Source organism: Salinicola salarius (genome assembly GCF_002179555.1).
GTDB lineage: Bacteria > Pseudomonadota > Gammaproteobacteria > Pseudomonadales > Halomonadaceae > Salinicola > Salinicola salarius_A.
Map to the genome: position 1 here is coordinate 40,398 of NZ_NHOU01000017.1, position 17,233 is coordinate 57,630.

Consider the following 17,233-nt stretch of genomic DNA (forward strand, 5'->3'; position numbering starts at 1 on the left):
ATCAGGCCCTGAGTTCACGCTCCAGCTGGGGCATCACCTCGAACAGGTCACCGACCAGGCCGTAGTCGGCGACCTTGAAGATCGGTGCTTCCTCGTCGTTGTTGATCGCCACGATCACGCGGGAATCCTTCATGCCCGCCAAGTGCTGGATCGCACCGCTGATGCCCACGGCGATATAGAGATCCGGCGCGACCACCTTGCCGGTCTGGCCGACCTGCATGTCGTTGGAGACGTAACCCGCATCCACCGCCGCGCGGGAGGCGCCGATGGCGGCGTCGAGCTGCGCCGCCACGCCTTCGAGCAGCTTGAAGTTTTCGACGCTGCCGAGCCCGCGTCCGCCGGAGACGACGACTCGCGCACTGCCCAGCTCCGGCCCCTGGTTCGTTGCGCGTGCGTCGCTGACGAAAGTGGAAAGGTCGTTGTCGACGACAGTGTCGAGCGCCTGGATCTGGGCGTTGCCGCCCGAGCCGACCGCATCGAAGGCGCTGGTGCGTACGGTGATGACCTTGAGCGGCGCGCCGTTACGCACCGTGGCGATGGCGCCGCCGGCGTAGATCGGACGTTTGAACGTCTCGGCGGATTCGACACCGATGATGTCCGACACTTGGGGCACGCCCTTGAGCGCTGCCACGCGGGGCAAGACGTTCTTGCCGGTCGTGGAAGACCCCGCCAGCAAGTGGGTGTAGTTCGCGACCAGCGTGTCGAGCAGTGTGGCCATCGGCTCCGCCAACTGATGGGCATAGACGGTGTGGTCCGCTGTCAGTACCGCGCGCACGCCATCCAGACGTGCGGCGGCTTCGGCCACGGCGCCGATGCCTTCTCCCGCGACGAGAATATCGATTTCCCCGCCGATCTGGCGGGCCGCCTCGACCACGTGGGCGGTGGCCTCGGCTAGGGTGTCGTCTTGATGCTCAGCAACGATCAGGATGCTCATGCGGTCAGCTCCTTTAAGGACGTGTTCCGGGACTCGTTTCCAGGGTTTGTCTGGTGCTTTTTCAAAGGTCTTTGTTCAAAGCACTTTGTTCAAAGCACTTTGGCTTCGTGCTTCAGCTTTTCCACCAGCTCGCTGACCGAGCCGACCTTGACGCCGCCGTTGCGCTCGGCAGGCGTTTCGACCCGCTCGAGCGTGAGATGGCGATCGATTTCCACCCCGAGCGATTCGAGAGAGCGCGTGTCGATGGGCTTTTTCTTGGCCTTCATGATGTCAGGGAGGCGAGCATGACGAGGCTCGTTCAGGCGCAGGTCCGTGGTGATCACCGTCGGTAGACGCAACGCTAGCGTCTCATGGCCGCCGTCGACTTCGCGGGTCACCGTGACGTGCTCGTCGTCGACGGCCAGCTCGGAGGCGAAGGTGCCTTGGCCCATGCCGGTCAGCGCCGCCAGCATCTGACCGGTCTGGTTGTTGTCGCTGTCGATCGCCTGCTTGCCGAGAATTACCAGCCCCGGCTGTTCCTCCTCGACGATCTTCTCCATGACGCGAGCGACGTCCAGCGAGTCGACGCGTTCCTCGCTCTCGATATGCAGAGCCCGGTCGACGCCGAGCGCCATCGCCGTGCGCAACTGCTCTTGGGCGCCTTTCGGCCCGACGCTCACCGCGACGATCTCGGTAGCGATACCTTTTTCCTTCAGTCGGATCGCCTCTTCCACGGCGATCTCGCAGAACGGATTCATGGCCATCTTGGTATGGGTCAGGTCGACATCGGTGTTATCCGGCCGCACCCGTACCTGAACGTTGTAATCAATGACGCGCTTGACGCCGACGAGAACCTTCATGCGTGAACCTCCTGTTCAGGCCCGTGGAGTTCGGACTGCATCTCGTTGAATTGACGCAGGACCGGAGAGATCGGTGCCGCCGTGACGAGCGAGACGAGCACGATGGCGACCAGCGAGAAGACGAAGCCGGGTGCAATTTCGTAGAGATCGAAAAGGCCGCCCGAGATTCGTGACCAGACAATGACGGTGATACCACCGACGACGATGCCTGCCAGCGCGCCCCACTGGTTCATGCGCTTCCAGTAAAGCGAGAGAATCAGCGTCGGGCCGAAGCAAGCGCCGAAGCCAGCCCAGGCATAGGAAACCAGATCCAGGACATCGGAATCGGGAACCAGCGCCAGCATCAACGCCACTGCCGAGACGCCGAGTACAGCCAGGCGGCCGACCATCAACAGTTCCTTCTGAGAGGCGTGCTTGCGGAAGGTCGCCTTGTAGATATCGTCGGCGATGGTCGAGGAGCAGATCAGCAGCTGCGAATCCGCCGTGGACATGACCGCTGCCAGAATGGCGGTCAATAGAACGCCGGCGATGACCGGGTTGAACAACATGTCGACCATGAACATGAATATGCGCTCCTGGTCGGCAAGTCCGTCGGCGAAGAAGCCGTGGCCCAATACACCGATCGACAGCGCGCAAATCAGGCCGATTCCGGTCCAGGAAACTGCTACGCGGCGGGCGAAAGGAATGTTGCGGTGGTCATCGATACCGGCAAAGCGCGCCAGTGCGTGAGGCTGGCCGAAGTAACCCAATCCCCAGGCGAGCGAACTGGCGATGGCGATCCAGGTCAGCTGTTCGCCGCTGGCGGCATCGGTGAACCACTGAAGAATATGAGGGGATTCGTTCTGGACCGACGCGATGGAAGCTTCGATACCGCCGAGCTCCATGATCGCGGCGATCGGCACTGCGACCAGGGCGAACAGCATCATGATGCCCTGCAGCACGTCAGTCCAGGAGACCGCCAGGTAGCCGCCGAAGAAGGTATAGGAGATGATCGCCAGCATGCCGATCACCACGGCAAGCTCGTAGTTCATGCCGAAAACGGTATTGAGCAACTTGCCGCCGGCCACGAGTCCCGAACTGGTATAGAAGAGATAAAAGACGATGATGAACAGCGAGGCAACCAGGCGTAATACCTTGGTGTGCTGCTGGAATCGCTCGGCGAGAAACTCAGGGATCGTCAACGAATTGTTCGCCACGAAGCTGTAGACGCGCAGGCGCTGGGCGACGATCAACCAGTTCAGCAACGAGCCGGTGAGCAGTCCGGCGGCGACCCAGAACGAGGAAAGACCTGAAAGATAAGCGGCGCCGGGCATGGCCACCATCAGCCAGCCGGACATTTCCGAAGCACCGGTGGAAATGGCGGTAGCGAAGGGGCCGAGAGAACGGCCACCCAGCACGTAATCGGAGAAGTCCGAGGATCGCTTCCACGCCACGTAACCGATAATCAACATGACGATGAAATAGACCATGAAGGTGGTAACGACCACCGCATTATTATTGTCCAGCATGACGCGGTCTCCTTTTCAGGGCATTGGCTTTTTCAGGGCACAAGCAGGCCCGGCAACGGTTGAACGTTGCTAAATCGTTGTTGGCAGAGGGTTTTTCAGGGGTGGTTATACCCCAAAAGCGTTACTGCCCGGACGGACGACCACCGGCGCCATCGAGCCTGCAATGCGCAGGGATTCGGGCATTCGCGAATGGCGTCGTCGATGGCGGTTCAGCGTGGTTCGCCGGGTCTTGGGGTGAAATTGTCGCGAGGTTCATGAGGATTCCTTGTCATTGTTGATATTGGGGTTGGGTGATCTTCGATCAGTCGAGTTCCGGCTTTCGAGGCGAATCGGCCTGGTCCAGGGTGGCCATGTGGGCTGCCTCCAGCCCGTCGTGAACCGCTCGTTGAAAACCTCCCTGGATCATGGCGTTGAGCCCTTCCGTGGTGACGCCGCCGTAATCCAGAAAGCGCTTCACGATCTCCGCTGGCGGCGTTGCTTCCTCGAGCATCAGTTGCAAGCTGCCGGAAAGGTTGTGCAGCACGCCGCGACGGGCAATCGCTTCGGGGATGCCTTGCGCTATGGCATGGCCGATCAGGGCGTCGGCCAGCAGGGCGGGGAAGGCCGGCCCGCTGCCGGTGAGTGCCGTCAGGTAGTCGATCTGGGCCTCATCGTCGAGTTCGTCGCTGGAACCGCAGGTCGAGAACAGCCGCTGAACCCAATCCCGTTCGGCGCGGGAAACCGCCGGGGTCGCGCACCACGGCGTGTACGAGCGACCGATGGCGGCGACGGCGTTGGGCATGGCGCGCACGATACGCTCGCTCCCCGTGGCCTGGGTCAAGGTGGCGATCGAGACCTTGGCCATCAACGAGATGACCAGCCGGTTCTCGAGCGCCAGATCCAGCTCGGCAAACTGCTCGGGCCTGACCGACACCACGACGATGTCCGCGCTTTCGAGCAGCGCCCCGGCGCTGTCGACGCACGTGACACCGGGCCATTCGCCGTAGCGATAGCCGCTACGGCTGGCCGTCACCACGAGCTGCTGGGGAGCGATCAGCCCGCTTGCCAGTGCGGCGCGGCCCAGCGCGCTGCCGAGCCAGCCGTTACCACCGATGATGCCGAGCGTCGGTGCCTGTTGCATGGGTCATCTCCTGTTGAACAGCAGCCAGTTCCTCCGGGGGGAACTGGGTCGTATGGCGTGAGGCGAAACGCTCGAGATCGGCGGGGGTACACGATTGCCCGGTAAAGATGTTGACGTACTGCGCCACGCGACTGATCCGGGTGTCCCGGGTCTCCTGGGTATGCATCGAGATATAGCCGATCTGCAGCAGGTAAACGGTTCTGGCCCGCGTGTCGGCCTCCAGCGCGTCGTAACCATAACGGATGAACATTGCCCGCAGCGCTTCGAGACGCTGCTCGTCGGCGCGGCGGACCCGCTCGGCCACGGCGTCATCCTGCAGGCTCCAGCTTCTGACGGCGTACTCGAACTCCGAATCGAAGATGCCGGCGTCGAACCAGCAATCGAAGACGTTCAGCGTGGCCTCGACGATCGACGAGGCGTATTTCTCGCTGTGAAGAATCAGCGCGCGGGTGTTTTGGCTTTCCCAGCGATCGAGCAGCGCCGTGAGAATCTCTTCGCGATCCTTGAACAGCCAGTAGAAGCTCGTCCGCGATGTCTTCAGTTTCTTCGCCAGCGGCACGATCTTGACGGCGCCGACACCGGCGTTGATCAGCAGGTCGTAAGCGGCATTGAGCCAGGCCGTCCGGTTATCGCTGGAGTGATCGTCTTTCACTGAAAATTCCTTTCCTTGAGGCAAGGAAGTGATGTTATCAGGCCGCGTTAGACCTTTTGTGTACACCACTGTCATGCCAGTTGACAAAGGTGTACAGCGGCGAATAGCGTTGTGTCAACCCCATAACAACAAGGGAGTCTCACCGTGCAAAACGATCCGCTACTGCAACCGCTGCAACTCAAGCACCTGACGCTGAAGAACCGGGTCATGCTGACCTCGCACGAGCCCGCGTATCCGGAAGACGGCATGCCCAAGGAGCTGTATCGGGCCTATCACGTCGAACGCGCCAAGGCCGGCGTGGCACTGACCATGACGGCGGGATCGGCAGCGGTATCGAGAGACAGCCCGCCGGTCTTCAACAACATTCTTGCCTACAAGGATGAAGTGGTGCCGTGGATGCGTGAGCTGACCGATGCCTGCCACGAACATGGCACGGCGGTGATGATCCAGTTGACGCACCTGGGGCGGCGGACCCGCTGGGACAAGGGCGATTGGCTGCCTGCGGTCTCGGCATCGAATCACCGCGAGGCCTCCCATCGCGCTTATCCCAAGAAGGCGGAACTCTGGGATATCGAGCGATTGATCCAGGATTACACCGATGCCGCCGAGCGCATGTACGCCGCCGGTCTGGATGGTCTCGAGATCCAGGCCTACGGCCACCTGATGGATCAGTTCTGGTCACCGCTGACCAATGAGCTCGATGCACCCTACGGCGGCAGCCTGGAAAATCGCCTGCGCTTGACCTTCGAAGTGCTCGCAAGCATCCGCAAGCGGGTGGGGGAGAAGTTCCTGCTGGGGGTGCGTTATACCGGCGACGAGTGCCTGCCGGGTGGCTTCGATGCGCGCGACGGCATGGAGATCTCGCACCGGTTGAAGGACAGCGGCCTGGTGGATTTCCTCAATGTGGTGAAGGGCCATATCGATACCGATCCAGGGCTCACGGACGTGATCCCGATCCAGGGCATGCCCAGCGCTCCGCATCTGGATTTCGCTGGCGATATCAAGCGTGAAGTCGACTTTCCCACCTTCCATGGCGCCAAGATCCAGGATGTCGCCACGGCACGCCACGCGATCGCCTCCGGCAAGGTGGACATGATCGGCATGACGCGTGCCCACATGGCCGACCCGCATCTGATGAAGAAGGTCATCGAAGGGCGCGAAGAGGAGATCCGCCCCTGCGTCGGCGCCAACTACTGTCTCGATCGCATCTACCAGGGCGGGGCAGCCTACTGCATCCACAACGCGGCGACCGGCCGCGAGACCACCATGCCGCATACCATTCCACCGGCCGACACCCGGCGGAAGGTCGTGGTGATCGGCACCGGGCCTGGCGGCTTGGAGGCTGCGCGGGTCGCCGCCGAGCGCGGGCATGAGGTGGTGGTGTTCGAAGCCGCCGATGCGCCCGGCGGTCAGATCCGCCTGACGGCACAGAGCGAACGGCGCCGCGAGATGATGGGCATCATCGACTGGCGTTACGAGCGCTGCCAGGCCATGGGCGTCACTTTCCATTTCAACGTCTTCGCGGAGCAGGACGAAGTGCTGGCCGAATCGCCGGATGCCGTCATCGTGGCCACCGGCGGCCTGCCCAACGAACAGTCGCTGGCGGAAGGCAACGAGCTGGCGGTGACGGGCTGGGACATCCTCTCGGGACACGTCAAGCCGGGCAGCAATGTGCTCGTCTACGATGACGCCGGTGATCACACGGCCTTGCAGGCGGCAGAGATCGCCGCTGCGGCAGGCGGCAAGGTGGAGTACATGACCGCCGACCGGGCGCTGGCGCCGGAGGTCATGGCCATGAACCTGGTGCCGTACATGCGTTCCCTGCAGGTGCGAGACGTCACCTTCACGCCCACTTTCCGGCTGACCGGCATTCGCCGCGACGGCGGCGATCTGGTGGCCTCGGTCAGCAGTGACTACACCCAGGTCGAGAAGGAGAGACGCGTCGATCAGGTGATCGTGAACTTCGGCACCCTGCCCATGGCGGATCTCTACGAGGAGTTGAAGCCGTTGTCGAGCAACCAGGGCGCGGTGGATTACGACAACCTGATTGCCGGCAGCCCGCAATCGTTCAATACCAACCCGGATGGCAAGTTCCAGCTGTTCAGGATCGGTGATGCGGTTTCCCACAGAAATACGCACGCGGCGATCTACGACGCCCTTCGGCTGGTCAAGGACCTTTGATACGCAGCGCCGTTGCCTGCGCCGAGAGGCGGCAACGGCGTTCGGCAGCGTTACGGATAGGCGTTATGGTCAGATAAGGGTGTAAACAATGCCATTCAAAAGAACAATCCATGCCATCGATACCCACGCTGGCGAACCCATGCGCGTCATCACGGGGGCGTTCCCAACGTCCCCGGCAAGACGGTGTATGAAAAGATGGTCTGGCTGCGGGAAAACGACGATCAGCTGCGTCAACTGATGCTGCGTGAACCGCGTGGTTATCCGCCTCTCTGCTGCAACATCATCGTTCCGCCCTGCCATCCCGACGCCGATGCCGGCTACGTCATCATGGAGCAGGTCGAATATCCCGTCATGTCCGGCGGCAACACCATATCCGTGGCAACCGTGCTGCTCGAGATGGGCATGCTGCCGATGGCGGAGCCGGTCACGGAGCTCGTCCTGGAAGCGCCGGCCGGCCTGATTCGCATCAGCGCCGAGTGCCGGAACGGCAAGGTCAAAAGCGTCACCTTCAAGAACGTTCCGGCGTTCGCGGCCTACCTGGATGCACAAATCGACGTGCCGCATCTGGGCAAGGTGACGGTGGATGTCGGGTGGGGAGGCATGTTCTATGTCATTGCCGACGTCCGTCAGTTTCCCGGCGTCCAGCTCATACCCGAGCAGGGCGCGGAAATCGCCCGGATCTCGGCCATGATCCGGCAGGCCGCCATCGAGCAGCTACCGGTCGAGCACCCGGACTACCCGGGAATCGGGATCACCATATCGCAGCTCTCCGGGCCGGCAAGCGGTGCCGACGCGGATTGGCGGAACGCGGTCACTGTGGCCTCCGGCGATCTCGATTGGGACGAGCCCAGCACTTGGACGGGCGCTATCGACCGGTGTCCATGCGGCACGGGGACCTGCGCCAAGATGGCCGTTCTTCATGCCAAGGGAGAGCTTCCGTTGAATCAGGATTTTCGTCATCAGGGCATCCTGGGCAATGTGTTCACCGGACGGCTGGTCGAGGAAACGAGGGTTGGCGACAGGCAGGCGGTCATACCCACCATCACCGGCACCAGCTGGATCTACGGCATGAATACCTACGTGCTGGACCATGACGATCCCTTTCCGGAAGGGTTCAGCGTTCAGGACATCTGGGCCTGAAAGCGCTCTGCCGTCGAGAATCCGTTCGCACAATCACACCGGAGTCAATTTCCTTGGATCAGCAGACACTTTCCGCGCCCGAGGCGCAAAACCTGGCCGAGCAGGCCTGTCTCGCCGCGGGCGCCAACCAGGCCACGGCACGTTCTCTGGCAAAAGCGACGATATCGGCCGCGCTGTTTGGGCGCCCCGGCGTCGGCTTCCCGCACTTGCTGGATTATCTCGCCAGTTTTCGCGCGGGTCGCATCAATGGCAATGCCGAGCCGAAACCCGCCTCGCCCCTGCCCGCCATCATCCACTCGAATGCGGATGGCGGCATCGCGCAGCTCGGCTTCGATCTGGCGGCACCGACGATCATCGAAAGAACCCGGGAGCTGGGCGTTGCGCTCTTCACCCAGGGCAACAGCTACACGACCGGTGAGCTGGGCTATTACGTTCGCCGTCTCGCCCTGGACGGGCTGATCGCCTTTGCCGTGTCCAACAGCCCGGCCGTGGTGGCGGGTTCGCCCGGCGGCAAGGTCGTGTTCGGCACCAATCCGATGGCGTTCGCCGCCCCGCTGAGTGACGCGACCGCGCCGCTGGTCATCGATCAGGCCTCCAGTGCCACGGCCTTCGTCAACCTCGCCAAGGCCGCGGAAGAGGGGCGCGAGATTCCTGCCGGCTGGGCCATCGACGAGACGGGCAGCGCGACCACCGATGCGGCCGCCGGTCTGCGCGGCGCACTTTTGGCATTCGGCGGAGCGAAAGGCGCGAACGTGGCGTTGATGGTCGAGTGCCTCGCCGCCGGCTTGTCCGGCGCATCCTGGTCGCTCGACATGCCGGACTTCCAGAATGGAGATCGCGTCATCGATGCCGGGCTGACGATCGTTGCGATCCAGCCCACGGTCCTCGACGCGGACTTTTCCGCTCGCTTGAGCCAGCAGCTCGATCGCATCGCCGAGCGCGGTGCCTACGTGCCCGGCCGTCGCCCGGTGCAAAGCGGCGTTTCGGAAGCCGATCGGGTCACGATCGACACGGCGGTACTCGACGCTATCCGCCGCTTCCTGTGAGTCGCGGGCAAGCTCGCTGATATCGTCGCGGCTGGCCGGCAGGTTGGTGGCGCGGCCGGCGCGTTCGGTGCTAAGGTCTGGCTGTGGGAGATGGCATTCCTCCCGAGCGGCTTTCTCATTCTCGTTCGCTCGAACCACCGTCTATCGGTTAATGATGCCTGCGGGCGCTTCGGTCGAGGCGTGTCGGCAGGTGTCTGTCTTTCCTTCCTCGCTGGCGCGGCTCCTCGATCGGATCATTGATGAAACCTTGATGTATCGAGGACGCTAGGTATGTGGTTGTCCGTACTGTCGATCGGGGCCGGTGCCGCGATCGGTGCGAATCTGCGATGGCTGTTGGGTGTCTGGCTCAACGCCCTGTTTCCGGCGATTCCGCCCGGCACGCTGGTGGCGAACCTGCTGGGGGCGTGGCTGATAGGCATCGGCGTCGCGTTTTTCTCGCATCTTCCCTCCCTGTCGCCGGAACTCCGCCTGTTCGTGATCACCGGCTTCCTGGGTGCGCTGACCACGTTCTCCACCTTCTCCGCCGAGATGTTCGGCAACATCCAGGTGGGGCGTTACGGCATGGCGCTGCTGGGTATCGGCATTCACGTGCTGGGCTCGCTCGCCATGACCGGACTGGGCTTTCTGACCTACGGCGTCATCCAGAACCTGCTGGGAGGATCGCAACAATGAATAGGCTAAAAAGCGGTTACGAGGTGATATTCATCGTGCCCGAGTCTCGTCGTCACGAGGGGAAACGGGTCTACGACTGGGTCACCGAGACGGCGAAAAGCCTGGATATCGGCCGGATGACCAGGCGTAGCGATGTCGAGGGAATGGGGGAGGACGGCAAGCTGCACTCCGCCCATTTCTTCGATCTGGCGGATCAGCCCGTCGAGCTGATGTACGCGATGGACGAGGAAAAAGCGGAACGCTTCGTCGCCGCCGTCGAGGAGACCGGCGCCCCGGTCTTCTGCATCTGCCGGCCGGTCTACTTCGGCCAGTTGAACGACGAGTCGAACGCCAGGAACGGCTGAAGCCGAAAGCAATGAGTGGTGAGTGGCTCCCGAGGAGCCACTACCGTTCGGCATCCATCCGGCGGCTTTGCCGTATTCTGATATGTCCTATATTCTGGACATATGGAAACTACCGCTGTCACTGCCAGTTTTGCCGCCTTGTCCCAGCAGACTCGCCTCGAGGCATTTCGGCTGCTCGTCCGCCATGAGCCCGAGGGGCTTCCCGCCGGCGAGATCGCGCGCCAGCTCTCGGTGCCGCACAACACGATGTCGGCCCATCTTGCGGTGCTGGCGCGGGCCGGCTGGGTCGTCTCGCAACGCCAGAGCCGTTCGATCATCTATCGCGCCGATCTCTCGCACATGAAAGAGACGATCCAGTTCCTGGTGCGCGACTGCTGTGCCGGGCATCCGGAGGTCTGCGAGCCGCTGATGAACGCGCTGGGGCAATGCCATCCCGAAAGCAAGGAGACATGAGGTCGTCATGAAGCCGTTGATCTACCACAACCCCGAGTGCGGTACGTCCCGCAACACGCTGGCGATGATCGAAGCCTCCGGCGAGACGCCGGACATCGTCGAATATCTGAAGACGCCGCCCACATGCGAGCGGCTGGTCGAGCTGATCTCGATGATGGCGATCACCCCGCGCGAGCTGCTGCGCCGCAAGGGGACGCCGTTCGAGGAGCTTGGCCTCGATGATCCGGCCCTGGGCGATGACCAGTTGATCGACGCGATGATGGCGCACCCGATCCTGATCAATCGGCCGATCGTGGTCACCGACAAGGGCGCCAGGCTGTGCCGGCCTTCGGAGCGCGTGCTGGGGCTGCTGGCCAACCCGGTCGCCACGTTCACCAAGGAAGACGGCGAAGTCGTGCACGCCGAGGAGACGGGGCATGAATGACAGGGGCAAGAGTGATATGAATGATTCGGTCGATGCCGACGACCTGCCCAATATCGATCCGGCGAAACTGCAGCCGATCGATGTCGAGGCGTTAGTCGGTAGCGATGCGCCGCGTCACCCGCCGAAGATCCTGGTGCTCTACGGTTCGCTGCGCGAGCGCTCCTTCTCGCGGCTGGCCTCCGAGGAAGCGGGCCGGCTGCTGCGCTGGTACGGCTGCGAGGTGCGCACTTTCAACCCTTCCGGCCTGCCGCTGCCGGACGATGCCGAGGCGGAACATCCCAAGGTGCAGGAGCTGCGTGAGCTCGCCGAGTGGTGCGACGGCATGCTGTGGGTCAGCCCGGAGCGCCACGGTGCCATGACCGGCATCATGAAGGCCCAGATCGACTGGATCCCGCTGTCGCTGGGCGGCGTTCGACCCACCCAGGGCAAGACGCTGGCGGTGATGGAAGTCTCCGGCGGCAGCCAGAGCTTCAACGCCGTCAATCAGCTGCGGATCCTGGGGCGCTGGATGCGGATGATCACGATCCCCAACCAGTCCTCCGTGCCCAAGGCGTTCAACGAGTTCGACGAAGCCGGACGCATGAAGCCGTCGCCGCTCTACATGCGAATCGTCGACGTCTGCGAGGAGCTCGTGAAGTTCACCTGGCTGACACGGGGCCGCTCGGCCTATCTCACCGATCGCTATTCCGAGCGGGTCGAGAGTGCCGAAGAACTCTCTCGCCGCGTCAATCAAAGCACTCACTAAAAGTACTCGCTAAAGAGCACTCGCTAAAAAGTACTCATTAAAAAGCACTCACTGAACTCAAGGTCATTCGATGCTGGCACTGGCTATTTTCGTCGTCACCCTGATCCTGGTGATCTGGCAGCCCAAGGGGCTTGGCATTGGCTGGAGCGCGCTGGGCGGCGCGCTGGTGGCGCTGCTCGCAGGCGTCGTGCAGCTGTCCGACGTCGGCGTGGTATGGGATATCGTCTGGGACGCGACGTTCACCTTCGTCGCGCTGATCGTCATCTCGCTGATTCTCGACGAGGCGGGATTCTTCGCCTGGGCGGCGCTGCACGTGGCGCGCTGGGGCAACGGCCGGGGGCATCTGCTGTTTCCGCTGGTCGTGGTGCTCGGCGCGGTAATCGCGGCGTTCTTCGCCAACGATGGCGCGGCGCTGCTGCTGACGCCGATCGTGATCGCGATCCTGCTGCGGCTGGACTTCTCGCCGCCGGCGGCGCTGGCGTTCATCATCGCCACCGGTTTCGTCGCCGATACCACCAGCCTGCCGCTGGTAATCTCCAACCTGGTCAATATCGTCAGCGCCAACTACTTCGATATCGGCTTCGACCGCTATGCGGCTGTCATGGTGCCGGTCAACCTGGTGTCGCTGGCGGCGACGCTGGCCGTGCTCTGGATCGCCTTCGGCCGACGGATTCCCAGACGTTACTCGGTCGAGGAACTCGACGCGCCGCGCTCGGCGATCAAGGATCTCCTGATCTTTCGCGCCGCGTTTCCGCTGCTGGCGGTGCTGCTCGTCGCCTATTTCGTCACCGCACCGCTGGGTATTCCCATCGCCTTCGTGACCGGCGCGGCGGCGATCGTGCTGATGGCGATCGCCGGTCGCTGGTGGCAGGGCGGCAAGGGCGCCGCCGTTTCGGTGACCGCGGCGCTGAAGGGCGCGCCGTGGCAGATCGTGCTGTTCTCGATCGGCATGTATCTGGTGGTCTACGGGCTGGGCAACGCGGGCCTGACCGACTACGGCGCGCGGGCGCTGCAGTGGCTTGCCGGGCAGGGTGACTTCGTCGCCACCATCGGCACCGGGTTTCTCTCCGCCATCGTCGCATCAATAATGAACAACATGCCGTCGACGCTGGTCGGGGCGCTGGCCATCGATCAGGCACAGGTGCCGGCGGTGACTCAGGAGCTGATGGTCTATGCCAACGTGATCGGCAACGATCTGGGGCCGAAATTCACTCCCATCGGCAGCCTGGCGACGCTTCTGTGGCTGCACGTGCTGGCCGGCAAGGGCTACAGGATCGGCTGGGGGCAGTACATGAAGGTCGGCCTGCTGATCACCCCGCCGGTGCTGCTGGCGACCCTGGTGGCGTTGGCGTTGTGGTTGCCGGCCCTGCCGGCGGCCTGAACTCGGCAGCCCCACGAGAGCCGGCAGCCGTACGAGAACCGACAATCGGTCGAGAGGCACTGCATGAACATTCTGGTATTTCTGGGCTCGACGAGACAGAGCCAGCCACCGAAACCGCCGCGCCTGGGAAGCCGGGTGGCGGCGGCGCTAGTTGCGCACTTCCGGGAGGCGTATCCGGACGACGAGATCGAGCTGATCGATCCGCTGGATTACGACCTCGGCGACGTGTTCAAGCCGCACTTCGCCTACGCTTCCGGCCGGGCGCCCGAGCCGCTGGACGCGCTGGCCGACAGGATCCGCGAGGCCGGCGCCTACGTGATGGTGAGCCCCGAGTACAACCACAGCCTTAGCCCGGCGCTGGCGCACCTGCTCAACCACTTCGGCAGTTCGCTCTACGCTTACAAGCCGAGCCTGATCGTGACCTACTCGGCGGGGCAGTGGGGCGGCGTCCGTGCCGCCGTGGGCATGCGTACCTTCCTTTCCGAGCTGGGCTGCCTGCCGGTGTCGGCGATGGTCCACGTGCCGCACGCGGCGGAAGTGCTGGATGACGAAGGGCGGTATCGCGCCCGGCTGAGTCGACGAAATCCCGACAGACTCGACAGCGCGCCCCTGCGGGAGCGGTCATGATTCCCGCCTTGCGTTGCCGTTCAGTGAATCGGCTCGGCGTCGTCCGACTCGGTCGACTCCGCGGGCAGGCCCAGGGCGATGACGGCGCTGGCCAGTACCAGGCCGGCAGAAACCCAGAGACAGGCCTGGAGTCCGTACGCCTGATACAGCCAGCCGGAGAGTACCGTGCCGATCAGCCGCCCCATGGCATTGGCCATGTAGTAGAAGCCCACGTCCATCGACACGCCTTCAGCGCGTGCGAAACGCACGATCAGATAGCTGTGCCAGCTGGAGTTGATGGCAAATACCACGCCGAACAGCAGCAGGCCGGCCACCAGCCAGAAGACGTCGGCATCGAGTGGCAGCAATGCCAATAGTGCAGGCAGCGAGGCCAGCGCGAGCGCCCAGCCGGCGGTGATGCCTCTGGCGCCCCCCTGTACGAGCCGGGTGATCTTCGGCGCCTGGGTCTGCACGCCGCCATAGCCGACCACCCAACCGGCGAGCATGGCGCCGACGGCCCAGTAGCCCCAGCCGTGCTGGTCGTAGAGATACACCGGCAGTGCCACCACGAACCAGACGTCACGGGATGCGAACAGGCACAGCCTGGCCGCGGAAAGCACGTTCACCGCTCGGGAGGTGGAAAAGACCTCGCGAAACCTTGGCTTGGATTTCGTCCTGCCCAGGTCGGCGCGCAGCCGCCACAGCGAGAGCAGCAGCACCCCGGCCAGCATCACCAGCATCAGAGCGATGGCGCCCTGGAAACCGACCAGCGTCAGCAGCAGGCCGCCCAGGAAGAAGCCGATGCCCTTGAGTGCGTTCTTCGAGCCGGTCAGCAGCGCTATCCAGCGGTAAAGGGCGCTTTGCGCCGACTGGCTGTTGCTGGGCACCAGCACCTTGACCGCGCTCTTGGCGCTCATCTTGTTGAGATCCTTGGCGATCCCCGAGAGCGCCTGCGCAGCCATCACCCATACCACGGTCAACATCGACGCGGGCACCAGCAGCATGCCCAGGGCGACGATCTGCAGGCCTAGGCCCACGTTCATCGTCCGGTTGAGCCCGAGCCTGGCACCGAGCCAGCCGCCGACGAAATTGGTCGCGACGCCGAAGGCCTCGTAGAAGAGAAACAGCATCGCCACTTCGAGCGGCGAGTAGCCTAGCTGGTGGAAATGCAGCACCACCAGCATGCGCAGGGCGCCGTCGGTCAGCGTGAACGCCCAGTAGTTGCCGGTCACCAGCAGGTACTGGCGGACTTCGAAGGGTAGCGATCTCAACCGCTCGACAGATGACATGATCGACCTCGCCTACGCTCGCCCGACCTTGAGTGCCAGCTCGACGGTGCGGTTGGTGTAGCCCCACTCGTTGTCGTACCAGGCGTAGATCTTCACCTGGCTGCCGTTGACCACCAGGGTCGAGAGCGCATCGACGATGGCGCTGCGCGGGTCCGTGCGGTAGTCCACCGACACCAGCGGGCGGGTCTCGAAGCCCAGGATGCGTGCCAGGGCGCCCGTCGAGGCGTCCCTCAGCGCCTCGTTCACCTCCTCGGCCGTGGTCTCGCGTTCCACCTCGAACACCATGTCGGTGAGCGAAGCATTGGCCAGCGGCACGCGAACGGCATGGCCGTTGAGCTTGCCCGTCAGCTCGGGGAAGATCTCGGTGATCGCCTTGGCGGATCCGGTCGTGGTGGGGATCAGGCTCATGCCGCTGGCCCGGGCGCGACGCAGGTCCTTGTGCGGACTGTCGAGAATCGACTGGGTATTGGTGATGTCGTGGATCGTGGTCATCGAGCCGTGGCGAATGCCGAACATCTCGTGAATCACCTTGACCACTGGCGCCATGCAGTTGGTGGTGCAGCTCGCGGCGGTAACGATGCGATGCTGGCCGGGGTCGTATTGATGGTCGTTGACGCCCATGACCACGTTGAGCACGCCCGCTGCCTTGACCGGCGCCGTGACCACGACCCGTCCGACCCCCTGGTCGAGATAGGCCTGAAGCTTGTCGGGACTCTTCATGACGCCGGATGCCTCGATCACGACGTCGCACTGCGACCAGTCGCTGTCCGCGAGTTCGCGATGACTGCTGAACGGGATCTCGACGCCATCCACCGTGATCGACCGCTCGCCGGCCGCGATGCCGCTTCCCGGGGACCAGTGTCCATGCACGGAATCGAACTCGAGCAGGTGGGCGAACGTTTCCGCCGTTCCCGCCGGGTCGTTGATCCGCACGATCTCCAGCGTCTCCACCGCGCGGCGATCCCACAGGCTGCGCAGGGCGAGACGCCCGATTCTACCGAGGCCGTTGATCCCGATTCGAAGAGACATGGCAACTCCTTTGGCAAGATTCGATTGAGCGTGTTCGGTTGGTCGTATGCCACTAACCGTATTTCGCTAACCGTATTTCATTAACAGTGTTCGGTCTGGCGCGCGGGGCGGTTGCCCATCGCCGCCAGCCGGTCGCGGGCTTCGCCCATCAGCGAGGAGGCGCCCGCGGTCGCTTCGTCGAGGGTCGCAAGTACCCAGTTCGGCAGATCCGGCATCAGGCGATAGTGGACCCACTGCCCCTGACGTCGATCTTGCAAGAGATCGCAGGCGCGCAACTGGGCGAGATGCCGTGAGATCTTGGGTTGAGGTTGCTGGAGCGCGTGGGTCATTTCACAGACGCAAAGCTCACCCTCGGTGTGGATGAGCAGTGACAGGGCGAGGCGCGTTTCGTCGCCCAGGCATTTGAACAGCTGGGCGGGGGATAGTGCAGGCAAGACTCTTCCTCATGAATGGGTTCTGGATTTGACACCCAGCCAGAGTTTCAACCGGGTCAGTATCTCCTGGAGGGCGTGCTGGTAGTTTCTGGGATCGTCGTGCAGCCGCGGGTCCTGAATGTCCCAGTAGATGAGTTCGTTCGTCAGACCTTCCCAGTCCCGGCACCGCTGCTGGGCCTTCTCACACAGGATGATGACGGCATCGAAGTGTTGATCTGCGTAGGTCTCCAGCGACTTGCTGGCCAGCCCCTGTGTACTGACGTCGATCTCTTCCAGAGCGTTCAGCGCGGCGCGCTGGGGTTCGTCGGGATCGACACCGGCGCTGAATGCTTCGTATCGGTCGCCCGCCAGATGTCGAAGCAGAGCCTCACCCATCAATGACCTGGCCGAGTTGGCATTGCAAAGAAACAGTACCCGCTGTTTGGACATTGTCATA

Annotated in this window: 19 protein-coding genes and 1 riboswitch; of the genes, 10 read left to right on the forward strand and 9 right to left on the reverse strand. The window is 63.3% G+C overall.

Annotated elements, in window-relative coordinates; genetic code table 11:
* Nucleotide 1: 1 nt before the first annotated feature.
* From CCD76_RS13100 to CCD76_RS13120, 5 genes are all read right to left on the reverse strand, one after another.
* Nucleotides 2-934 carry an electron transfer flavoprotein subunit alpha/FixB family protein gene (locus CCD76_RS13100; RefSeq protein WP_087719907.1) on the reverse strand — a complete coding sequence of 311 codons (933 nt, stop codon included), beginning with the start codon at nucleotides 932-934 and terminating at the stop codon, nucleotides 2-4.
* 89 nt (nucleotides 935-1,023) lie between these two features.
* Nucleotides 1,024-1,773, reverse strand: a complete 750-nt coding sequence (locus CCD76_RS13105; protein WP_087719908.1) for an electron transfer flavoprotein subunit beta/FixA family protein — start codon at nucleotides 1,771-1,773, stop codon at nucleotides 1,024-1,026.
* The gene (putP, locus tag CCD76_RS13110; protein ID WP_087719909.1) at nucleotides 1,770-3,281 is read right to left on the reverse strand and encodes a sodium/proline symporter PutP; all 1,512 of its coding nucleotides are present in this window, start codon (nucleotides 3,279-3,281) and stop codon (nucleotides 1,770-1,772) included. The genes CCD76_RS13105 and putP overlap by 4 nt, the downstream gene beginning before the upstream one ends.
* Nucleotides 3,282-3,582: 301 nt before the next feature.
* Entirely contained in the window at nucleotides 3,583-4,401 is an 819-nt protein-coding gene (locus CCD76_RS13115; RefSeq protein ID WP_087719910.1) for a pyrroline-5-carboxylate reductase family protein, read from the reverse strand.
* Complete coding sequence (locus CCD76_RS13120) at nucleotides 4,364-5,053, reverse strand: TetR/AcrR family transcriptional regulator (RefSeq protein ID WP_256961304.1); 690 nt, start codon at nucleotides 5,051-5,053, stop codon at nucleotides 4,364-4,366. The genes CCD76_RS13115 and CCD76_RS13120 overlap by 38 nt, the downstream gene beginning before the upstream one ends.
* Nucleotides 5,054-5,197: 144 nt before the next feature.
* On the opposite strand from CCD76_RS13120, the gene CCD76_RS13125 reads away from it, so the two are divergent.
* From CCD76_RS13125 to CCD76_RS13170, 10 genes are all read left to right on the forward strand, one after another.
* A complete protein-coding gene (locus CCD76_RS13125) occupies nucleotides 5,198-7,234 on the forward strand; it encodes an NADH:flavin oxidoreductase (protein WP_087719912.1) in 2,037 nt (678 codons plus the stop codon).
* Nucleotides 7,235-7,417: 183 nt separating this feature from the next.
* Complete coding sequence (locus CCD76_RS13130) at nucleotides 7,418-8,374, forward strand: proline racemase family protein (protein WP_218777035.1); 957 nt, start codon at nucleotides 7,418-7,420, stop codon at nucleotides 8,372-8,374.
* Nucleotides 8,375-8,427: 53 nt separating this feature from the next.
* On the forward strand, nucleotides 8,428-9,420 hold the full coding sequence (locus CCD76_RS13135) for an Ldh family oxidoreductase (RefSeq protein ID WP_087719913.1): 993 nt from the start codon (nucleotides 8,428-8,430) through the stop codon (nucleotides 9,418-9,420).
* A gap of 77 nt (nucleotides 9,421-9,497) precedes the next feature.
* Nucleotides 9,498-9,588, forward strand: a riboswitch (Fluoride riboswitch).
* A gap of 102 nt (nucleotides 9,589-9,690) precedes the next feature.
* A complete protein-coding gene (crcB, locus tag CCD76_RS13140) occupies nucleotides 9,691-10,092 on the forward strand; it encodes a fluoride efflux transporter CrcB (protein WP_087719914.1) in 402 nt (133 codons plus the stop codon).
* Nucleotides 10,089-10,436: a DUF190 domain-containing protein gene (locus tag CCD76_RS13145; RefSeq protein WP_087719915.1), complete on the forward strand. Its 348-nt coding sequence runs from the start codon at nucleotides 10,089-10,091 to the stop codon at nucleotides 10,434-10,436. The genes crcB and CCD76_RS13145 overlap by 4 nt, the downstream gene beginning before the upstream one ends.
* Before the next feature lie 102 nt (nucleotides 10,437-10,538).
* Nucleotides 10,539-10,889 (forward strand): ArsR/SmtB family transcription factor, encoded by a 351-nt coding sequence (locus CCD76_RS13150; protein WP_087719916.1) that lies wholly within the window; start codon nucleotides 10,539-10,541, stop codon nucleotides 10,887-10,889.
* A 7-nt stretch (nucleotides 10,890-10,896) separates the two neighbouring features.
* Nucleotides 10,897-11,313, forward strand: coding sequence for an arsenate reductase (glutaredoxin) (gene arsC / locus CCD76_RS13155; protein ID WP_087719917.1), 417 nt, complete (start codon nucleotides 10,897-10,899; stop codon nucleotides 11,311-11,313).
* Nucleotides 11,306-12,058, forward strand: coding sequence for an arsenical resistance protein ArsH (gene arsH / locus CCD76_RS13160; RefSeq protein WP_256961305.1), 753 nt, complete (start codon nucleotides 11,306-11,308; stop codon nucleotides 12,056-12,058). The genes arsC and arsH overlap by 8 nt, the downstream gene beginning before the upstream one ends.
* A gap of 70 nt (nucleotides 12,059-12,128) precedes the next feature.
* The gene (locus tag CCD76_RS13165; protein ID WP_087719918.1) at nucleotides 12,129-13,439 is read left to right on the forward strand and encodes an arsenic transporter; all 1,311 of its coding nucleotides are present in this window, start codon (nucleotides 12,129-12,131) and stop codon (nucleotides 13,437-13,439) included.
* A gap of 63 nt (nucleotides 13,440-13,502) precedes the next feature.
* Nucleotides 13,503-14,066: an NADPH-dependent FMN reductase gene (locus CCD76_RS13170; RefSeq protein ID WP_087719919.1), complete on the forward strand. Its 564-nt coding sequence runs from the start codon at nucleotides 13,503-13,505 to the stop codon at nucleotides 14,064-14,066.
* 20 nt (nucleotides 14,067-14,086) lie between these two features.
* Here the strand turns inward: CCD76_RS13170 and arsJ are convergent, their stop codons facing one another.
* From arsJ to CCD76_RS13190, 4 genes are all read right to left on the reverse strand, one after another.
* On the reverse strand, nucleotides 14,087-15,334 hold the full coding sequence (arsJ, locus tag CCD76_RS13175; protein WP_087719920.1) for an organoarsenical effux MFS transporter ArsJ: 1,248 nt from the start codon (nucleotides 15,332-15,334) through the stop codon (nucleotides 14,087-14,089).
* 12 nt (nucleotides 15,335-15,346) lie between these two features.
* Nucleotides 15,347-16,363, reverse strand: a complete 1,017-nt coding sequence (locus CCD76_RS13180) for an ArsJ-associated glyceraldehyde-3-phosphate dehydrogenase (protein WP_087719921.1) — start codon at nucleotides 16,361-16,363, stop codon at nucleotides 15,347-15,349.
* 80 nt (nucleotides 16,364-16,443) lie between these two features.
* Nucleotides 16,444-16,797 (reverse strand): metalloregulator ArsR/SmtB family transcription factor, encoded by a 354-nt coding sequence (locus tag CCD76_RS13185; protein ID WP_087719922.1) that lies wholly within the window; start codon nucleotides 16,795-16,797, stop codon nucleotides 16,444-16,446.
* Between the two features lie 9 nt (nucleotides 16,798-16,806).
* Entirely contained in the window at nucleotides 16,807-17,226 is a 420-nt protein-coding gene (locus tag CCD76_RS13190) for an arsenate reductase ArsC (protein ID WP_087719923.1), read from the reverse strand.
* Nucleotides 17,227-17,233 lie beyond the last annotated feature (7 nt).

Excerpts from the sequence above, each read along its gene's own strand:
- crcB (WP_087719914.1), top strand. The coding sequence starts at position 9,691 with ATGTGGTTGTCCGTACTGTCGATCGGGGCCGGTGCCGCGATCGGTGCG.
- CCD76_RS13165 (WP_087719918.1), top strand. The coding sequence starts at position 12,129 with ATGCTGGCACTGGCTATTTTCGTCGTCACCCTGATCCTGGTGATCTGG.
- CCD76_RS13180 (WP_087719921.1), bottom strand. The coding sequence starts at position 16,363 with ATGTCTCTTCGAATCGGGATCAACGGCCTCGGTAGAATCGGGCGTCTC.
- CCD76_RS13150 (WP_087719916.1), top strand. The coding sequence starts at position 10,539 with ATGGAAACTACCGCTGTCACTGCCAGTTTTGCCGCCTTGTCCCAGCAG.
- putP (WP_087719909.1), bottom strand. The coding sequence starts at position 3,281 with ATGCTGGACAATAATAATGCGGTGGTCGTTACCACCTTCATGGTCTAT.
- arsH (WP_256961305.1), top strand. The coding sequence starts at position 11,306 with ATGAATGACAGGGGCAAGAGTGATATGAATGATTCGGTCGATGCCGAC.
- CCD76_RS13170 (WP_087719919.1), top strand. The coding sequence starts at position 13,503 with ATGAACATTCTGGTATTTCTGGGCTCGACGAGACAGAGCCAGCCACCG.
- CCD76_RS13145 (WP_087719915.1), top strand. The coding sequence starts at position 10,089 with ATGAATAGGCTAAAAAGCGGTTACGAGGTGATATTCATCGTGCCCGAG.
- CCD76_RS13100 (WP_087719907.1), bottom strand. The coding sequence starts at position 934 with ATGAGCATCCTGATCGTTGCTGAGCATCAAGACGACACCCTAGCCGAG.
- arsJ (WP_087719920.1), bottom strand. The coding sequence starts at position 15,334 with ATGTCATCTGTCGAGCGGTTGAGATCGCTACCCTTCGAAGTCCGCCAG.
- CCD76_RS13115 (WP_087719910.1), bottom strand. The coding sequence starts at position 4,401 with ATGCAACAGGCACCGACGCTCGGCATCATCGGTGGTAACGGCTGGCTC.
- arsC (WP_087719917.1), top strand. The coding sequence starts at position 10,897 with ATGAAGCCGTTGATCTACCACAACCCCGAGTGCGGTACGTCCCGCAAC.
- CCD76_RS13105 (WP_087719908.1), bottom strand. The coding sequence starts at position 1,773 with ATGAAGGTTCTCGTCGGCGTCAAGCGCGTCATTGATTACAACGTTCAG.
- CCD76_RS13190 (WP_087719923.1), bottom strand. The coding sequence starts at position 17,226 with ATGTCCAAACAGCGGGTACTGTTTCTTTGCAATGCCAACTCGGCCAGG.